Genomic DNA, 16,935 nt, shown 5'->3' with positions numbered 1-16,935 from the left:
GATCCCGGCGCGGCTCTCGCCCACACTCGCCGCACTGGACGAGGCCGAAAACGGCCCGCCATCACGGGGAGGACGACCATGAGCTTTCAGAGCACCGCCGATCTGCGCGCGATCGAAAACCAGATGACCTGGGAAGAGCGCGGCATGCCCGCGACGATCTACGATTTCATCTCGGCCACCAAGGCCAAGCACGGCGCCCGCAACGCGGTATCCTACCAGCTCTTCTCCGATGCTACGGCCCATGCCGAAACCCTCACCTGGAACCAGCTGCACGCCAAGACGACCCAGGCCGCCAACCTGTTCCGCTCCCTCGGCGTCGGCCCCACCGATACCGTGGCCTACCTGCTGCCCAACGCCAACGAAACCGTGGTGACCCTGCTCGGCGGCGCGGTGGCGGGCATCGTCAACCCGATCAACCCGCTGCTCGAGCCCGACCACATCAGCGCCATCCTGCGCCAGACCGGCGCCAAGGTGCTGGTGACGATGAAGAGCTTTCCCAAGTCGGACGTGGCCCAGAAGGCCGCGCAGGCGGTGAAGGATGCGCCGAACGTCACCCATGTGTTCGAGATCGACCTGCTGCGCTACGTCACCGGGTTGAAGAAATTCATCATCCCCTTCATCCGCCCAAAGACCGAAACCACCCACCACGCCAAGGTGCTGGATTTCAACGCCGAAATCGCCAAGCAGCCCGCCGATGCCCTCACCTTCGACGATCCGAAGGAAGACCGCGTCGCCGCCTATTTCCACACCGGCGGCACCACCGGGATGCCCAAGGTGGCGCAGCACAAGGTCTCGGGCATGGTCTACAACGGCTGGATCGGGCACGAGCTGCTGTTCTCCGAGCAGGACAACGTGATCTGCCCGCTGCCGCTGTTCCACGTCTTCGCCTGCCACGTGATCTTCATGGCCGCCATCGCGAGCGGCATGCATGTGATCTTCCCCACCCCCGCGGGCTATCGTGGCGATGGGGTGTTCGACAATTTCTGGAAGCTGATCGAGCGCTGGAAGGTCAGCTTCATCATCACCGTGCCCACCGCGCTCTCGGCCCTGATGCAGCGGCCCGTGAATGCCGATGTCAGCACCGTCAAAACCGCCTTCTCCGGCTCCTCGCCGCTGCCGGTCGAGCTGTTCAACCGCTTCGAGAAGGCCACCGGCGTCGAGGTTGTCGAGGGCTACGGGCTGACCGAATGCACCTGCCTCGTCTCCTGCAACCCGCCCTCGGGCGAAAAGAAGATCGGCTCCGTCGGGCTGCCCTTCCCCTATACCGAGGTGAAGATCCTGCGTGACGGGCCGGACGGGCCGAGCGAATGCGCGCTCGATGAGGTGGGCGAAATCTGTGTCTCCTCCCCCGGCGTGTTCCCCGGCTCGACCTATACCGAGGAAGACAAGAACCGGAAGCTCTTCCACCACGATGTCTACCTGCGCACCGGCGATCTGGGCCGGATCGACGAAGACGGCTACCTCTGGATCACCGGCCGCGCCAAGGATCTGATCATCCGTGGCGGCCACAACATCGACCCGGCCGAGATCGAGGACGCGCTGGCCGGCCACGAGGCCGTCGCCTTTGCCGGCGCCATCGGCCAGCCCGACGCGCATTCGGGCGAGCTGCCCTGCGCCTATGTCGAGCTGGTGGCCGGCGCCACGATCACCGAGGCCGAGCTGATCAAATTTGCCAATGGGCGTATCCACGAGCGTGCGGCCTACCCCAAGTATCTGGAAATCCTGCCCGAACTGCCCAAGACGGCGGTGGGCAAGGTCTTCAAGCCCGACCTGCGGCGCATGGCGATCACCCGCGTCTATAACGAGGCGCTTCAGGGCACCGGGGCCGAAGTGGCCGAGGTGGTGGAAGACAAGAAGCGCGGGCTGGTAGCCAAGCTGAAGAAAACCGGCGAGGCGGACGAGGCCAAGGTGGCCGAGGTCCTCGGCAGCTTCACCCGTCCCTGGGACTGGGTTTGAGCCGCAGCTTCGACGAAAGCCCGCCCCGACACACCGGGAAACAGCATTGCCCCGAACTCCGCGCTCGTGGGGCGGGGGGCCTGAACCACGGCGCAATCGCCGCCGGGCCTCCTATTGCGCTGCGTGGAGCATCTGGGCGGCGTCTTCGCTGTAGAGGTAGTCTCGCGTCACCGGCACGGCATATTGGTCGCGGGCGAGCTGGTAGTGAAACACCGCCTGCGGGCCTTCCTCGAAGGCCGCTTCGCAGGCGCAGAGGTAGAACCGCCACATCCGGATGAACCGCTCGTCATACTGGGTGCGCACCCAGTCGAGCGAGGCTTCGAAACGGTCGCGCCAGGCGTGCAGCGTGGGGCCGTAATGGCCGCGCCAGACCTCGAGGTCGGTGGTGGCCAGGCGCGCCTTCTCGATCGCGGGCGCCAGCTCGGATTGCGCCGGGATATAGCCGCCGGGAAAGATGTATTTCGCCAACCAGGGCGAGGTGGCATGGGGCTTGGCGAGGTTGCCGATGGCGTGGATCAGCGCCACGCCGCCGGGCGCCAGCAGGTCGTGGACCCGCTGGAAGTAGGTCGGGAACTGCGGCAGCCCCACGTGCTCCAGCATCCCCACCGACACCACCCGGTCGAACCGCTCGTCGAGCTTGCGATAATCCATCAGCCGGAACTCGACCTGCCCGGCCAGCCCCGCCTTCTCGGCCCGGGCCCGCGCCGTTGCGAGCTGGTTTTCCGACAGCGTTACCCCCACGACCCGCGCGCCGTAATCCCGCACCAGCGTCATGGCCATGCCGCCCCAGCCGCAGCCGATGTCGAGCACCCGCATGCCCGGTTCGAGCAGCAGCTTGCCGGCGATATGCGCCTTCTTGGCCGCCTGCGCCTGCTCCAGCGACAGGCCGGGGCGGGCGAAGTAGGCGCAGGAATACTGCATGTCCTCGCCCAGCATCCGGGCATAGAGATCGTCGGAAATGTCGTAGTGATGGCGCACGTTGCGCCCCGAGCGGGCCACGCCGTTGCGCGTGGCAAGCGCCCGCGTGGCGATGCGCAGGCTGTCGGCGGCGCGAAACCACGGCGGCATGGTGCCCCGGTGCAGGTTGCGCACCATCAGCGCGAGGAAGCCGTAGCAATCGTCATTTTCCAGCACCAGGCGGCCATCCATGTAGCCCTCGCCGATGGCCAGCTGCGGGCGCAGCGCGATGTCGCGCAGAATGCTCTCGTCCTTCAGATGCCCCTTAACCTCGATCTCTCCCCCCGGCCCGTATCGGCTTGTGCTCCCGTCGGGCCACTTCAGCACCAGCAGCCCGTCCGCGATCATGCCCCGCAGCAGCCTGTCGATCATCGCTTTCCACATCGGTCATCACCCCCAGCAACGCGAGTTCCACTCCTCCCGAAAAGGTTAACGCCAATCAAGCCCCTTCAGTTTCACCCCTTGTGAACAGCAGCCCGGGTTGACTTCCGTGCGGGGAGGCGGTGTATCGGCGCGGACCGACCCGAGCGAGTTGAAGGAACACGCCATGCATGCCTACCGCAGCCAGACCTGCGCCGAGCTGACAAAAGCCAACGTGGGCGACACCGTCCGCCTCTCGGGGTGGGTGCATCGGGTGCGAGATCACGGCGGGGTGCTGTTCATTGATCTGCGCGACCATTACGGCGTGACCCAGGTGCTCTGCGACCCCGACAGCCCGGTCTTTGCCGAGGTCGAGAAGGTGCGCTCCGAGTGGTGCATCCGGATCGACGGCACCGTGAAGGCGCGTGACGAGAGCCTCGTGAACCCCAAGCTGCCCACCGGCGAGATCGAGGTCTACATCCGCGACCTCGAGGTGCTCGGTGCCGCCGAGGAGCTGCCGCTGATCGTCTTCGGAGATCAGGAATACCCCGAGGAAACCCGGCTGAAGTATCGCTACCTCGACCTGCGCCGCGAGGCGATGCAGCAGAACATGGTGCTGCGCTCCGACGTCGTGGCCTCGGTGCGCAAGCGCATGTGGGGCAAGGGCTTTCGCGAGTATCAGACCCCGATCATCACCGCCTCCAGCCCCGAGGGCGCCCGCGACTTCCTCGTGCCCTCGCGTCTGCACCCCGGCAAGTTCTACGCGCTGCCCCAGGCGCCGCAGCAGTTCAAGCAGCTGATCATGGTCTCGGGCTTCGACAAGTATTTCCAGATCGCGCCCTGCTTCCGCGATGAAGACCCCCGCGCCGACCGCTCGCCCACCGACTTCTACCAGCTCGACCTCGAAATGAGCTTCGTCGAGCAGCAGGACGTGTTCGACACCGTCGCCCCGGTGATCGCAGGCGTGTTCGAGGAGTTCGGCGGTGGCCGCCGCGTGGACGCGCCCGAGAGCTGGCCGCAAATTCCCTACAAGGAAGCCGCGCTGAAATACGGCACCGACAAGCCCGACCTCAGGAACCCGATCGAGATGCAGGTGGTCTCAGAGCATTTCGCGGGCTCCGGCTTTGCCATCTTCGCCAAGCTGCTCGAACAGGAAGGCACCGAGATCCGCGCCATCCCCGCTCCCAAGGGCGGCTCGCGCAAGTTCTGCGACCGGATGAACGCCTTCGCCCAGAAAGAGGGCCTGCCGGGCATGGGCTATATCTTCTGGCGCGATCAGGGCGAGGGCATGGAAGCCGCAGGCCCGCTGGCCAAGAACATCGGCCCCGAGCGCACCGAGGCGATCCGCCAGCAGCTCGGCCTCGGCGTGGGCGATGCCGCCTTCTTCCTCGGTGGCAAACCCAAGGCCTTCGAATCTGTCGCTGGCCGCGCCCGCACCGTCATCGGTGACGAGCTTGGCCTGACCGACAAGGAGCGCTTCGCCTTCGCATGGATCGTCGACTTCCCGATCTACGAAAAAGACGAAGAGACCGGCGAGATCGACTTCGAGCACAACCCCTTCTCCATGCCCCAGGGCGGGATGGAGGCGCTGCAGGGCGACCCGCTGGCGGTGAAGGGCTACCAGTACGACCTCGCCTGCAATGGCTACGAGCTGGTGTCGGGCGCGATCCGCAACCACAAGCCTGAGGTGATGCTGAAGGCCTTCGAAATCGCCGGTTACGGCGAAGACGAGGTAAAGGCCCGCTTTGGCGGCCTCTACACCGCCTTCTCCTACGGCGCCCCGCCCCACGGCGGCTGTGCGGCGGGCATCGACCGCATCGTCATGCTGCTGGCCGACGAGGAAAACCTGCGCGAAGTGGTCATGTTCCCGATGAACCAGCGCGCCGAAGACCTGATGATGAACGCCCCCTCGGCCCCCACCAACGAACAGCTCCGCGAGCTGGGTCTGCGGGTGGTGAAAGAGGACTGACCATGCCGGCGCCGGGGCGGGTCGTCCTGATCCACGGTGCCTCCAGCGCGGGCAAATCCACTCTGGCGCGGGCGGTGCAGGCTGCACTGCCCGAGCCATTCACCCACCTCACCTTCGACCACCTGATCGACAGCGGCGCGTTGCCTCGCGGCCCCGAATGGGCGGCGGTCCGCGAAAAGGTGTTCGACGGCTGGCACCGCGGCGTGGCCGCGTTCGGCTCGTCCGGAGCCGATGTGATCTGGGACCACATCATCGAAAGCCCGGCGTGGCACAGCGATCTGCGCGCGCTCTTTGCCGGACGCGATCTTTTCTTCGTCGGGCTCCATTGCGAGCTTGCCGAGTTGGAGCGGCGCGAGATGGCACGCGGGGACCGCAAGCCGGGCGATGCGGCACGGGATGCCGCCCATATCCATGCAGGCAAGCGATACGATCTCGAACTGCGGAGCGAAGACGGGGCCGAAGCCAACACCTCCCGCGTCATTGCAGCCTGGCAGGCGCGGCAGGGCGTCTCGGGCTTCTTCGGCTGACGCCCGGTGAGGCCACAGCGAGGGCTGTCATAAAACTGTTACGCAGCCCTGCATCCACGTGCTACGATTCGTCCATGACGCGGGCCATGCTCACCATCGCACTTACCCTCGCGCCCCTCACTGCAACGGCGGGCGGGCCACTGGGCGATGTGTTCTGCGATGACCGTGCCCGCATTGTCGAAAAGCTCGAAAGCCGTTTTGGCGCTACCCTTGCGGGGCGCGGTCTGCGCGGCCCCGATGCCTTCATCGAGTTCTGGGTCACGCAAGCCTCGGGCGACTGGACCATGGTGCAGAACTACACCGACGGGCGGGCCTGCATCGTGGCGATGGGCGAGAGCTGGGAAAGCTTCGGGCCGGTCGATCCGGCCTGACGGTTGCAGGCTTGCGCCCTACTGCCGCTGCCTGAGCCGCAACACCTCATCCGCCATGTCATCCGCCAGCGCGGCCAGGTCCTCTGAAGGTGAGCCGCGCAGGGTCTCCACCGCCAGCCCGAACATGTTCGACTGAAACCGCCGCGCAAGGCGCCGGCTGTCGGCCTCCGGGGGCAGCTCCCCCGTGTCGCGGGCCTGCTCGAACAGGCTGCGGAACAGGTCCTGCATCTCGCGCAGATAGGTCCGGGCATCCTCCCCGGCCTCCGTGGCCTCGTCGGCCAGTTCCAGCACCGTCTTGACCAGAATGCACCCGGCCGGGCTGCCGCTTTTCGGGCGGCCGGTGCGGCGGGCGTGCTCGGCAAGGGCCTCCAGTGGCGAGTCGGCACTTTCGACGCGCGCGCTCACGTTCTGCGCGGAGCGGTTGCGATAGAGCTGCAAGGCCTCGCGAAATAGCGCCTCCTTGCTGTGGAAGGCGGCATAGATCGAGCCGGGCTTCATGGAAAGCGCCCGTTCAAGGTCTTTCAGCGAGGTCGCATGAAAGCCCCTGCGCCAGAACAGCGTCAGGGCGGCATCAATCGCGGTCTCGCGGTTATAGGGGGCGGCTCGGCTCATGGGCGGAATATAGGGCCGCCGGATCGGCTTGTCTTCCCGCCTCACGTTTGAGTGATCGCTCAAACTTTACTATTGAGTGATCACTCAAATGCGCCATGTTCCCGGCAAGGGCCAGACGGCCTGCAACCACCACCCAAGGAGCATCCATATGGCCGAGTTCACCCTGCACGACGAAACCACCGCCCCCGCCGAAAGCCTGCCGCTGATCGAGAAGTCCAAAAAGGCTTTTGGCCGCCTGCCGGGACTGCACAAGGTCATGGCCGAGGCGCCCGCGCTGATGGAGGGCTACCAGGTGCTGCACGGGCTGTTCCAGAACAACACCAGCTTCGAAAAGGACGAGGTCACCGTGGTCTGGCAAACCATCAACGTCGAGCACGAATGCCACTACTGCGTGCCCGCCCACACCGGCATCGCCAAGGCGATGAAGGTGGATGACGAGATCACCGAGGCGCTGCGCAACGAAACCCCGCTGCCCACCGAGCACCTCGAAGCCCTTCGCAGCTTCACCCTCGCCATGGTCCGCCAGCGCGGCGAGGTGAGCGACGCGCAGCTGCAGGAGTTCCTCGACGCGGGCTACACCAAGCGCCAGGTGCTCGAGATCGTTCTGGGCATCGCCCAAAAAGTCATGTCGAACTACACCAACCACCTTGCCGACACGCCGGTCGACGAGGTGATGCAGAAGTTCGCCTGGACCAAGAAGGGCAGCGAGGCGGCCTGAGCCCGCACCCGCCAAACAAAACGCCCCGGGGCCAGAAGGCTCCGGGGCGATCTCTCACGCGCGGCGCCGAGCGCGCCCTCACTCTTCCAGCGCGTCTTCCTTCTTCTCCTCGATCAGCCCGGCTTCCTTGTCTTTCCGCTCAAGAAACCGCTTGCCGTATCCGCTGATTTCATCTTCGGAGATGATCTCCTTCGCCCGGCTGAACACCTCGTCCTCTTCCTCGTCGATGTGGTGCTCGTAGTCATGCCGCAGCGTCTTGAACCGCGTCAGCCAACCGGGCGATGACATGTCCATCTCGTTCAGCTCTTCCAGGATGTCATCGAGCTGCTGGTGCTCGTGCACCGAATGGCGGGCATGTTCCTGGCCCCAGGTACGGGCGATGAGCTTGGAATAGAAGGTTTCCTCTTCTGCCGCGGCATGGGCCTTCACGTCGTGGTAGAATTCCTTCCATGCGCTGCGGCGGGTCTCGCTGTCTCCCGAGGTGTCCGAAAGGGTTTCGAGCAACTCGCGGTGGCGGTCGTGGTCGGCCTTGATGGCTTCGTAGATGTCAGGCATCGGCGTAGCTCCGGAAATGTTGAAGGGTCGCTCCCAAACGCCGCCAGCGCGGGCCGGGTTCCGCCCGCGGGCGGAAAACCGCAGATCGCCCGGCAGGGGTCCGTCGCCGCGCAAAAGCGTGACCGTCTGCCCCCTCGCACCATGCCCCCCGATCCACTATCTTCGACGGAAGAGGCCGCCTGCCTCGTTTCACCCCCAATGGTCCCGGAACCCGGAGCGCCCGCACGTGAACTTCACCCCCGAGATCGCCGCAATCCGCTTCGGCTACGGCCTCTCCCCGCATCACGCGCCACCTGAAAGCGTGGCCGCCATGGTGGCAACCCTCGCCGCCCCCGATGCGATGGCGCAGGCTTGGCCGATCGGCTCGATCGACGAGCTCTACCCGGAGTTCCAATATCTGAGCGATCTCAAGAAGGCCGAGCGCAACGGCGACCCCGACGCGAAGCAGAAATACAGGGACTGGCGCGCGAAAGACCGTGCGCGCCACGCCGAAATGCTCCGCGCCACCGTGGCCCGTGCGCTCGACGCGCCCGATCCGCTGCGCGAACGGCTCACCCGCTTCTGGGCCGATCATTTCACGGTGCGCGGCAAGGGAGTGTCGCGCCTGTCGGTCCAGCGCTTCGTGCAGGACGCGATCCGCCCCAACCTCTCGGTCCCCTTTGCCGAGATGCTGAAGGCCGCCGTCACCCATCCGCTGATGATGATCTACCTCGATCAGGACAAGTCCATCGGCCCCGGCTCCGCCGTCGCCGCGCGCAATGCCGAAAAGGGCAGGCGGCGCGGCCTGAACGAAAATCTCGCCCGCGAGGTGCTGGAACTGCACACCTTGGGGGTGGGCGGGGCCTACACCCAGCAGGACGTGCGCCAGCTGGCCGAGCTTCTGGCCGGGATGACGCTGGACCTGCGCAAGGGCGTCCGTTTCGAACCCAAGCGCGGCGAGCCCGGGGCCGAGGATGTGCTGGGCGAAAGCTACGGCGGGCAGAAGCCCCAACTGTCCGACATTCACGCCGCGCTCGAAGATATCGCCACCCACCCCGATACCGCCGCCCATATCGCCCGCAAACTGGCGGTGCACTTCGTCTCCGACACGCCCCCGCCGGCGCTGGTCGAGGCGCTCAGGGCGCGCTTTGCCGAAACCGGCGGCGACCTCGGCGCCGTCACCGCCGCCATGCTGGAGCACCCCGAGGCCTGGGGGCCGCTCGCCAAGACCAAGCAGCCCTACGACTTTCTGACCTCCGGCTACCGCGCCCTGGGCGTCTCGGGCGCGCAGCTTGCACGGCTGAACCTGAGCAAGACGCGCAAGGCCCTGCTGCGGCCGATGACCCTGATGGGCCAGCCGTGGGAAACGCCCAATGGCCCCGATGGCTGGCCCGAGGACACCGCGCACTGGCTCACCCCGCAGGGCCTCGCGGTGCGGATCAACTGGGCGATGACGGCAGGGCGCAGCAAGGAAATCGAGCTGCCCGACCCGCGTGAGCTGGTGCGCACCGCGCTGGGCAGCCAGGCCGGGCCGCGGCTGGAATTCGCCGCACAGGCAGCCGAAAGCCGCGCGGAGGGGGTTGCCCTGATCCTCGCCTCGCCCGCGTTTCAACGGAGATGACGCCATGAGCAAGCTCTTGATGACCCGGCGCAGATTTCTGGCCACCACCGGTTGTTCGGTCGCCGCCGCGCCCGCGATGACGCCGATGGCCTTCGCCTCCGCGCCCTGGGACACCCGCCTTGTCGTGCTCATCCTGCGCGGCGGGATGGACGGGCTCGACGTGGTCCGCCCCATCGGCGACCCGGCCTTTGCCGAGGCCCGGCCCACCCTCGCGGCGGGCGACGGGTTGCCGCTCGACGGGTTCTACACCCTGCACCCGGCGCTGGCGCCGCTGCACCCGCTCTGGGAGGCCGGCGAGCTGGGCTTTGCCCATGCCGTCTCCACCCCCTACCGCGACAAGCGCAGCCACTTCGACGGGCAGGATCTGCTGGAGGCGGGCACCGGCTTCGATGTCACGACGGGGGCCACCCGCGACGGCTGGCTCAACCGGATGCTGCAACACGTGCCCGGGCTGGAGGCCGACACCGCCTATGCGATCGGGCGCGAAGACCTGCTCATGCTCGCCGGGGCCGCGCCGGTGGCCAATTGGACACCGGGCACCCGGCTGGACCTCTCGCCGCAGGCCCGGCGGCTGTTCGAGATGATCTACGAAGAGCACCCCGTCTACCAGGCGGCGGTGCTGGAGGCGCTCGATCTGACCGAGGATATCGCCGCCGCCGAGGCCGCCGCCGGCGCCGAGGAGGACGATGGCGCGATGGCAGCAATGATGGCCGAAGCCTCCGGCAACGGCGCCCATATGGAGATGGCCGAATTCGCGGTGGAGCGCCTGCGCGGCGACACCCGTATCGCCGCCTTCTCCCTCGGTGGATGGGACACTCACGGCAAGCAGGCCACGAGCCTGCCCAAGGCGTTGCGCCAGCTGTCCGACGTGATCAACGTGATGCGGGTCGGCCTCGGGCCGCTCTGGGGCAAGACCGGCGTGCTCGCGATGACCGAGTTTGGCCGCACCGTGCGCGAAAACGGCTCCCATGGCACCGATCACGGCACCGGTGGGCTGATGCTGACGGCGGGCGGGGCGCTGCGGGGCGGCAAGGTCTATGGCCGCTGGCCGGGACTGGACGAGGCCGCGCTTTACGACCGGCGCGACCTGATGCCCACCGAAGACGTGCGCGCCTATGCGGCGCGGGCGATGGAAGGCCTGTTCGGGATTTCGGGCAATGTGCTGTCGGGCAAGGTCTTTCCGGGGCTCGACTTTTCACAGGCGCCCCGGATCGTGCTCTGAAGTAGCGCGGCTCAAACGCCGGTGTTGGCGATCTCGTAGATCTCGTCGGTCATGTCGGAGGTCACTTCCTTGGCGCCGGTGGCGACCGTGGCGGCAATGGCAAAGCCGAGCGAGACGATCCCCGCCATCAGCACCACCCAGTCGATGGTGACATTGCCTTCGTCTTCCGACCAGAATGCGTTTGCGATCCGTTTCATGCGTGGCTCCTTGGCCTTTGGTTTTTCTGCTCTGCGCCGCACCCTGCGGGGCAAATGCGGCAGGTCCGTGGAGCAGGAGCGCCATTTTTCGGGTTTTCCTTGCGCCCCGGGGCCGATAGGAAATCAATAACGTTGAAAAGGGGTTAACCGATGAGTGAGGCCGCCGCTCTGGGCGAAGAGGTCATAGGCTGGGCGCCGCCACCCCGGCCCGATTTCGACGTGCTCGAGGGGCAATGGACCCGGCTCGAACGGCTCTCCGCCGATGATCACGCCGCCAGCCTGTTTCGCGCCTATTCCAGCCACGATGCGCTGTGGGATTACATGCCCAATGGCCCGTTTCACTCAGCCGCGCAGTATCACCGCTGGGCTCGGGAGGCTGAGGCCAGCACCGATCCGCTGCATTTTGCCATCCGGAACCGCGACACCGGCACCGTGGGCGGAACCTGTGCGCTTCTGCGGATCGCGCCCGAGGCCGGGTCGATCGAACTGGGCTACATTGCCCTGTCGCCCGAGCTGCAGCGCAGCCGCGTGGCGACCGAGGCCTTCTGCCTGCTGATCGAATGGGCCTTCGAGGCGGGCTACCGGCGGTTCGAGTGGAAGTGCAACGCGCTGAACATGCCCTCCCGCCGCGCCGCGCAACGGCTGGGCCTGTCCTACGAGGGCATCTTCCGGCAGGCGCAGGTGGTGAAGGGCCGCAACCGCGACACCGCGTGGTTTGCCGCCATCGACAGCGAATGGCCCCCGCTGCGCGAGGCCTATCGCGCCTGGCTGCGCCCGGAAAACTTCGATGCGGAAGGCCAGCAGAAGGAGCGCCTGGGCGACCTCACCTCGCTGGTCCGCGCCGCCTCCGACCCGGGCCTCTAGGCGGCCCGTTACACCGGCACAGGTGGTTCAACGGCCAGACAGGCCAGCGCGGTGATCCGCGCGGCCCCTGCATTTCCCGTCAGCCACGTAACCCCATGTCGGACAACCGAACAGCGCGAACCGGCCAAGCCCTGCACGGAATGGCCCGAAGGGCATCCCTAAACGGCAAACGTCCCGCCTGCAGTTCGCAAAACACGCCCCGCCCAGCAAAGCCCGTTCCGGCCCACAGCAGCCATCTCTGAAACCCGCCCGGCAGCGCCCTAGAGCGCCATCGTGCCTTCAAGCCGGTTTGCCACCAGTTTCGAGATCGCGACCGCTTCGGGCATCCCGCCCTCTCCCGCGGCCCGTGCGGTGGCCAGCCCGGCCGCCGCAGCGGCCAGCGGCCCGTCGGAGGCGCATTGTGCCACCGAGCCGAGAAACTGCGCCACGTAGTCGAGGATCTGCGGGTCTTCCTCCCCGGTCGATAGCACATCGGCCACATGGGCAAGGTCATCGCGCAGGGCGAGCGGGTCGGGGGCGACCATATCGGAGGAAAGTGCCCTTGGGCCGGCAGGCTGGGCGCTTGCGGGCATCCGCAGCACGATGGCCTGCTGAAACGAGGCGAGGCTGGTGATCGGCTTCTGTATGAACCCGTCTGCCCCGGCCTCCAGCGCCGCATCCTCGCAGACCGGGTCGCCCGAGGTGCCCAGCAGCACCGGCACCCGCGTTTCCGAGCGCGCCAGCTCCTCGATCAGCTCCAGTCCCGAGCCATCGGGCAGGCCCAGATCCACGATCACCGCCGTCGGCCGATAGACCATCAGGTGGCGATGCGCCGAGGCGAGCGTGTCGGCCCGCCTGATCCGCGCGCCGGAGCGCAGGCACAACAGCCGCACGGCCTCGGAGGCAAAGCGACTGTCTTCCACCAGCAGCACCGTGGCGCCCAGCAGAGGCCTCTCGCGCGTCGGCTTCTGGACCGGAAGGGCGAGATTGGGAATTTCATCTGTCATTGGAGCCTCCCTCAAGGCGTTACCCTCCAACAAGACACCAGCAATCCTAAGAAGTAGTAAACGCGGCCGACAGAATGCGACAAAGGCGCGGCTTGTGCCGGCCCGAACCGGGCGGCATAACCGCTGTGACCGAAGCGCAGGAGGGCAAACAGATGATCGGAAGGCTGAACCACGTGGCCATCGCGGTGCCCGACCTCGACGCCGCCGCCGCCCAATATCGCGGCACCCTCGGAGCCGATGTCGGCGCGCCGCAGGACGAGCCCGACCATGGTGTGACGGTGGTTTTCATTACCCTTCCCAACACCAAGATCGAGCTGCTCTACCCGCTGGGCGAGGGCAGCCCCATCGCCGGTTTCCTCGAAAAGAACCCCTCAGGCGGCATCCACCACATCTGCTACGAGGTCGATGACATCCTCGCCGCCCGCGACAGGCTGAAGGCCGAGGGCGCCCGCGTTCTGGGCACCGGCGAGCCCAAGATCGGCGCCCACGGCAAGCCGGTGCTCTTCCTGCACCCCAAGGATTTCAACGGCTGCCTGGTGGAACTGGAGCAGGTCTGATGAGCATCACCGCCGCCCTCGTCGTGCTGGCCATCACCTGGTTCATGGTGCTCTTCCTGGTGCTGCCCGTCCGGCTCGTGACCCAGGGCGACCGGGGCGAGGTCGTGCCCGGCACCCACGCGGGCGCACCGGCCGATTTCAACCTCGGCAAGCGCCTCAAGATCACCACCGCCATCGCCCTGCCGGTGGCCGGTCTGATCTGCGCCGTGATCATCTCCGGCGTGATCTCGCTGTCCGATTTCGACCTGCTGGAGCGCTTCGGCCCCAAGGGCCCGATCACCGAAACCCGCTGACAGCCCCCGGACGGCGGGACAAGTCCCGCCCTACGCCCCCGGTTCCAGCCGGTGGAACAGGTGGGTGAAGGTGGCCACGCCGAGGATCGGGATGAACAGGTTGATGAGCGGAAAGCTCAGCGGAATCGCCATCAGCACCCCGGCAAACCAGATCTTGCCGAAATGCCGCTTGCGCGAGGCATTGGCCGCCTCCCGCCCGATCCGCCGCATCGCCACCATCTGGTAGTACTCCCGCCCCAGCAGCAGCCCGTTGATCGCCCAGAACAGCAGCGGAATCAGCGGCCCGGCGAAGATGTAGAGCACCAGCATCAGGATGTTCACCACGATCAGCACGCCGAAAAAGCCGATCGAATCCCGCAGCGCCTCGGTCCAGGGAAAGCGCGGCACAGGCGGCAGCTCGGGGTAGTGCCTGGCCTCCACCGCCGCGGCGATGTCTTCAAGGAACAGGCCGGTGAAGGCCGAGGCCACCGGCACCATCAGGAAGATCGACATCAGCGCCATCAGCGCGATCGAGGCCCAGGACAGCAGGTCGTCGATCCATGTCACCTCCCGCCCGAAGATCGTGAAGCTGTCGGGCGTGACCCAATCCAGAAAGGCGAGAAACACGCCGTAGACCCCAAGCAGCAGCAGCACCGTCAGGCCCAGCCCCATGGCAAGCACCTTCAAAAAGCGCGCATCGAAGACCTGCGAGACCGCCTTGCCGAAATCCGTGAAGATCATTCGGCCACCCAGGCGGTGATGTTGCCGAGGTCGGGGCGCGGGCGCTCTGGCGGGGCGGCGGTTTCGGTGCCGATGTGGATGAAGCCGGCCACGGTCTCGTGCAGCGCAAGGCCGAGGCCCTTGGTCACGAACTCCCGGTCATGGCTGCCCCAGCCCGAAAGCCAGTTGGCGCCCCAGCCCGAGGCCAGCGCCGCATTGAGCATCGCAAGGCAGACCGCGCCCGCCGAATAGAGCTGCTCGACAAAAGGCACCTTCTCGCTCTCCACCGGCGACGACACCACAACCACGGCCAGACCGGGCTGCTTGAGCTGCGTCTGGAACTTCTCCACCTTCTCCGGCTCCATCTCCAGCGCCGCGCCGCGCTCGCCCGCCAGCGCCGCCAGTCGCTCAAGTGCCGCGCCTTCCAGCACGATGAAGCGCCATGGCTCCAGCTTGCCGTGGTCCGGCGTGCGCGCGGCGGCCTGAAGGATCGGGCCCAGCTCTTCGCGGCTCGGAACCGGGGTGGTCAGCGTCTTGGCCGGGCGCGAGCGGCGGGTGAGCAGGAAGTCGAGGGCGGCGGGGTTCTTCTCGGGCATGGGGCCTCCTTGGCGGTTGGCCCTTATGTCGGGTGTTTTGCGCCGGGGTTCAATGGTTTCACTCCCACCACGGATCAATCGCCCCAATCTCCTCGTCCGACCAGCCGAAGTGATGGGCAAACTCGTGCACCGTGACATGGGCGATCAGCTCATCGAGGCTCTGCCCGGGCCGCTCGCGCCATTCGGCAAGGATCGGCTGGCGAAAGAGCCAGACCGTATCGGGCCAGGGCGCCGGGTCGCTGAACGACTTCTCGGGGAGCGGCGTGCCCTCGTAAAGCCCGGTCAGATCGCGCGGATCGCGGATGTCGAGATCCGCCATCATCTCCGGCGTCGGCCATTCCGCCACCCGCAGGCTCACCTCGCGGGCGGCCTTGAGCAGGGCAGGGGGGAAGGCCTCTACCGTCTCGCGGGCAATGCGCTCGAAATGGGCGTCGTCGTGGCGCATGGGCGCGGCAGCGGGGCCGCTCAGGCCCCGGTCACCCGCCAGATCACATCGCCCACGTCATCGGCCATCAGCAGCGATTTGCCATCGGCCCCAAGGCACACCCCCACCGGGCGGCCATAGGCCAGCTTCTCGTCTTCCGACAGAAACCCCGAGAGAATGTCGCGCGGCGGCTCGGTCTCGCTGGGGCGGCCGTTTTCGAAAGGCACGAAAAGCAGCTTGTAGCCCGACAGCTTCGAGCGGTTCCACGAGCCGTGCTGGCCGATCACCATGCCCTCGCCAAAGCCGGGCAGCGTGCCCTCGGGCATCCAGCACAGGCCGAGCGAGGCGGTGTGCCCGCCCAGCGCGTAATCGGGCTTGATCGAGGCGGCCACCTTGGCTGGGTCCTGCGGCACCCGGTCGTCGACGATGCGATCCCAGTAGGAGTAGGGCCAGCCGTAAAAGCCGCCATCGACCACGGTGGTGAGGTAGTCGGGCGGGGTTTCGTCGCCCAGCCCGTCGCGCTCGTTGACCACGGTCCAGAGCGCGCCGGTGGAAGGCTCGAAGGCGGTGCCCACGGCGTTGCGCAGGCCGGAGGCGAAGATGCGGGCCTCTTCGCTCGCCACGTCCAGCTCCCAGATCGCGGCGCGGCCCTCTTCGGTCTCCATCCCCTGATCGGCGATGTTGGTGAGCGAGCCGACACCGGCGTAGATCTTGGTCTTGTCGGGCGAAACGATGAGGGAGCGGGTCCAATGCCCGCCGGGCTTGAACTCCACCAGCTTGCGGGCGGCGCTCTCGTCCAGCCGGGTGGTGCCGGGGGCATAGGGGAAGGCCACGATCCCGTCGGTATTGCCGAGGTAGAAGGTCTCGCCCACCAGCGCCATCCCGAAGGGCTGGCTCTGGTTCTCCACGAAAACCTCCCGATGCTCCGCCACCCCGTCGCCATCCGCATCGCGCCAGAGGGTGACGCGGTTGGCGCTGTTGCCCATCGCCTTGATCGCCTTCATCGTCGCATGGGCGGCGCGGTCCATGAACGACTGCGGCGGCGTCTCGATCTGGCTGGCCTCGGCCACCAGCACATCGCCCGAGGGCAGCACCTCGATCCAGCGCGGATGGTCCAGCCCCTCGGCAAAGGCGTTGACCTTGAGGCCCGGCGCGCAGATCGGCAGGCGGCCATCCTTCCAGCCCTCGGCGGCGGGCATCTTGAGGGTCATGATCCCCTGCTTCTTCGCCTCCGGAATCTCCGGGCTGCCCCCCATCGCCTGAACCGAGGGCGCCCCGATCCGGCGCAACGCGGCAACCGTGCCGCCCACAATGGCCGTGGCCTTTGCAATGAAATCCATGATGCCGCCTCCTTCGCGCCGTTTGCCGGAGTGGTAGCGCTAAACGGCAGGGGGAAACAGCCCCTCCGGGCCACCGCAACCCGCACGCTTGCCTTTCCGCCTCTGCGATTGGTAAACAAACCTGACCACGCC

At 66.9% G+C, this 16,935-nt stretch carries 19 protein-coding genes; 10 read left to right on the top strand and 9 right to left on the bottom strand.

Annotation, left to right across the window (positions count from 1 at the left end):
- Positions 1-78 precede the first annotated feature (78 nt).
- The gene (locus tag GTH22_RS11955; RefSeq protein WP_252945458.1) at positions 79-1,956 is read left to right on the top strand and encodes an acyl-CoA synthetase; all 1,878 of its coding nucleotides are present in this window, start codon (positions 79-81) and stop codon (positions 1,954-1,956) included.
- Positions 1,957-2,067: 111 nt separating this feature from the next.
- Here GTH22_RS11955 and GTH22_RS11950 read toward each other — a convergent pair whose 3' ends face one another.
- Positions 2,068-3,297 carry a cyclopropane-fatty-acyl-phospholipid synthase family protein gene (locus tag GTH22_RS11950; RefSeq protein WP_252945457.1) on the bottom strand — a complete coding sequence of 410 codons (1,230 nt, stop codon included), beginning with the start codon at positions 3,295-3,297 and terminating at the stop codon, positions 2,068-2,070.
- A gap of 163 nt (positions 3,298-3,460) precedes the next feature.
- Here GTH22_RS11950 and aspS point away from each other — a divergent pair, with 163 nt between their 5' ends.
- From aspS to GTH22_RS11935, 3 genes are all read left to right on the top strand, one after another.
- A complete protein-coding gene (aspS, locus tag GTH22_RS11945; protein ID WP_252945456.1) occupies positions 3,461-5,242 on the top strand; it encodes an aspartate--tRNA ligase in 1,782 nt (593 codons plus the stop codon).
- A gap of 2 nt (positions 5,243-5,244) precedes the next feature.
- Complete coding sequence (locus tag GTH22_RS11940; RefSeq protein ID WP_252945455.1) at positions 5,245-5,769, top strand: chloramphenicol phosphotransferase CPT family protein; 525 nt, start codon at positions 5,245-5,247, stop codon at positions 5,767-5,769.
- Between the two features lie 74 nt (positions 5,770-5,843).
- Entirely contained in the window at positions 5,844-6,140 is a 297-nt protein-coding gene (locus GTH22_RS11935) for a hypothetical protein (protein ID WP_252945454.1), read from the top strand.
- Between the two features lie 18 nt (positions 6,141-6,158).
- Here the strand turns inward: GTH22_RS11935 and GTH22_RS11930 are convergent, their stop codons facing one another.
- Positions 6,159-6,752, bottom strand: coding sequence for a TetR/AcrR family transcriptional regulator (locus GTH22_RS11930; protein WP_252945453.1), 594 nt, complete (start codon positions 6,750-6,752; stop codon positions 6,159-6,161).
- A gap of 148 nt (positions 6,753-6,900) precedes the next feature.
- Between GTH22_RS11930 and GTH22_RS11925 the strand changes: the two genes are divergently transcribed.
- Positions 6,901-7,470, top strand: a complete 570-nt coding sequence (locus GTH22_RS11925; RefSeq protein ID WP_252945452.1) for a carboxymuconolactone decarboxylase family protein — start codon at positions 6,901-6,903, stop codon at positions 7,468-7,470.
- A gap of 78 nt (positions 7,471-7,548) precedes the next feature.
- Here the strand turns inward: GTH22_RS11925 and GTH22_RS11920 are convergent, their stop codons facing one another.
- Positions 7,549-8,025, bottom strand: a complete 477-nt coding sequence (locus GTH22_RS11920; RefSeq protein WP_252945451.1) for a hemerythrin domain-containing protein — start codon at positions 8,023-8,025, stop codon at positions 7,549-7,551.
- 226 nt (positions 8,026-8,251) lie between these two features.
- Between GTH22_RS11920 and GTH22_RS11915 the strand changes: the two genes are divergently transcribed.
- On the top strand, positions 8,252-9,625 hold the full coding sequence (locus tag GTH22_RS11915) for a DUF1800 family protein (RefSeq protein WP_252945450.1): 1,374 nt from the start codon (positions 8,252-8,254) through the stop codon (positions 9,623-9,625).
- A gap of 4 nt (positions 9,626-9,629) precedes the next feature.
- The gene (locus GTH22_RS11910; RefSeq protein ID WP_252945449.1) at positions 9,630-10,847 is read left to right on the top strand and encodes a DUF1501 domain-containing protein; all 1,218 of its coding nucleotides are present in this window, start codon (positions 9,630-9,632) and stop codon (positions 10,845-10,847) included.
- Between the two features lie 11 nt (positions 10,848-10,858).
- Here the strand turns inward: GTH22_RS11910 and GTH22_RS11905 are convergent, their stop codons facing one another.
- The gene (locus GTH22_RS11905; RefSeq protein WP_252945448.1) at positions 10,859-11,044 is read right to left on the bottom strand and encodes a hypothetical protein; all 186 of its coding nucleotides are present in this window, start codon (positions 11,042-11,044) and stop codon (positions 10,859-10,861) included.
- A 150-nt stretch (positions 11,045-11,194) separates the two neighbouring features.
- On the opposite strand from GTH22_RS11905, the gene GTH22_RS11900 reads away from it, so the two are divergent.
- Positions 11,195-11,908: a GNAT family N-acetyltransferase gene (locus GTH22_RS11900; protein WP_252945447.1), complete on the top strand. Its 714-nt coding sequence runs from the start codon at positions 11,195-11,197 to the stop codon at positions 11,906-11,908.
- Between the two features lie 260 nt (positions 11,909-12,168).
- Here GTH22_RS11900 and GTH22_RS11895 read toward each other — a convergent pair whose 3' ends face one another.
- Entirely contained in the window at positions 12,169-12,894 is a 726-nt protein-coding gene (locus GTH22_RS11895) for a response regulator (protein ID WP_252945446.1), read from the bottom strand.
- A 152-nt stretch (positions 12,895-13,046) separates the two neighbouring features.
- Here GTH22_RS11895 and mce point away from each other — a divergent pair, with 152 nt between their 5' ends.
- Both mce and GTH22_RS11885 read left to right on the top strand, forming a co-directional pair.
- Positions 13,047-13,451 (top strand): methylmalonyl-CoA epimerase, encoded by a 405-nt coding sequence (gene mce, locus GTH22_RS11890; protein WP_252945445.1) that lies wholly within the window; start codon positions 13,047-13,049, stop codon positions 13,449-13,451.
- Entirely contained in the window at positions 13,451-13,744 is a 294-nt protein-coding gene (locus GTH22_RS11885; protein ID WP_252945444.1) for a DUF1467 family protein, read from the top strand. Before mce ends, GTH22_RS11885 begins: the two co-directional genes overlap by 1 nt.
- A 30-nt stretch (positions 13,745-13,774) precedes the next feature.
- Here GTH22_RS11885 and GTH22_RS11880 read toward each other — a convergent pair whose 3' ends face one another.
- From GTH22_RS11880 to GTH22_RS11865, 4 genes are read right to left on the bottom strand one after another with little or no spacing between them, the layout of a single operon-like run.
- Positions 13,775-14,464: an EI24 domain-containing protein gene (locus GTH22_RS11880; RefSeq protein ID WP_252945443.1), complete on the bottom strand. Its 690-nt coding sequence runs from the start codon at positions 14,462-14,464 to the stop codon at positions 13,775-13,777.
- Positions 14,461-15,039 carry a nitroreductase family protein gene (locus GTH22_RS11875; protein ID WP_252945442.1) on the bottom strand — a complete coding sequence of 193 codons (579 nt, stop codon included), beginning with the start codon at positions 15,037-15,039 and terminating at the stop codon, positions 14,461-14,463. Before GTH22_RS11875 ends, GTH22_RS11880 begins: the two co-directional genes overlap by 4 nt.
- 58 nt (positions 15,040-15,097) lie before the next feature.
- Positions 15,098-15,484: a metallopeptidase family protein gene (locus GTH22_RS11870; protein ID WP_252945441.1), complete on the bottom strand. Its 387-nt coding sequence runs from the start codon at positions 15,482-15,484 to the stop codon at positions 15,098-15,100.
- Between the two features lie 20 nt (positions 15,485-15,504).
- Complete coding sequence (locus GTH22_RS11865; RefSeq protein ID WP_252945440.1) at positions 15,505-16,803, bottom strand: sorbosone dehydrogenase family protein; 1,299 nt, start codon at positions 16,801-16,803, stop codon at positions 15,505-15,507.
- Between the last annotated feature and the right edge of the window lie 132 nt (positions 16,804-16,935).

Source organism: Oceanicola sp. 502str15, assembly GCF_024105635.1.
Classification (GTDB): domain Bacteria; phylum Pseudomonadota; class Alphaproteobacteria; order Rhodobacterales; family Rhodobacteraceae; genus Vannielia.
The sequence above is the reverse complement of the archived record's forward strand: the minus strand, read 5'-3'. Positions and strand labels throughout refer to the sequence as shown.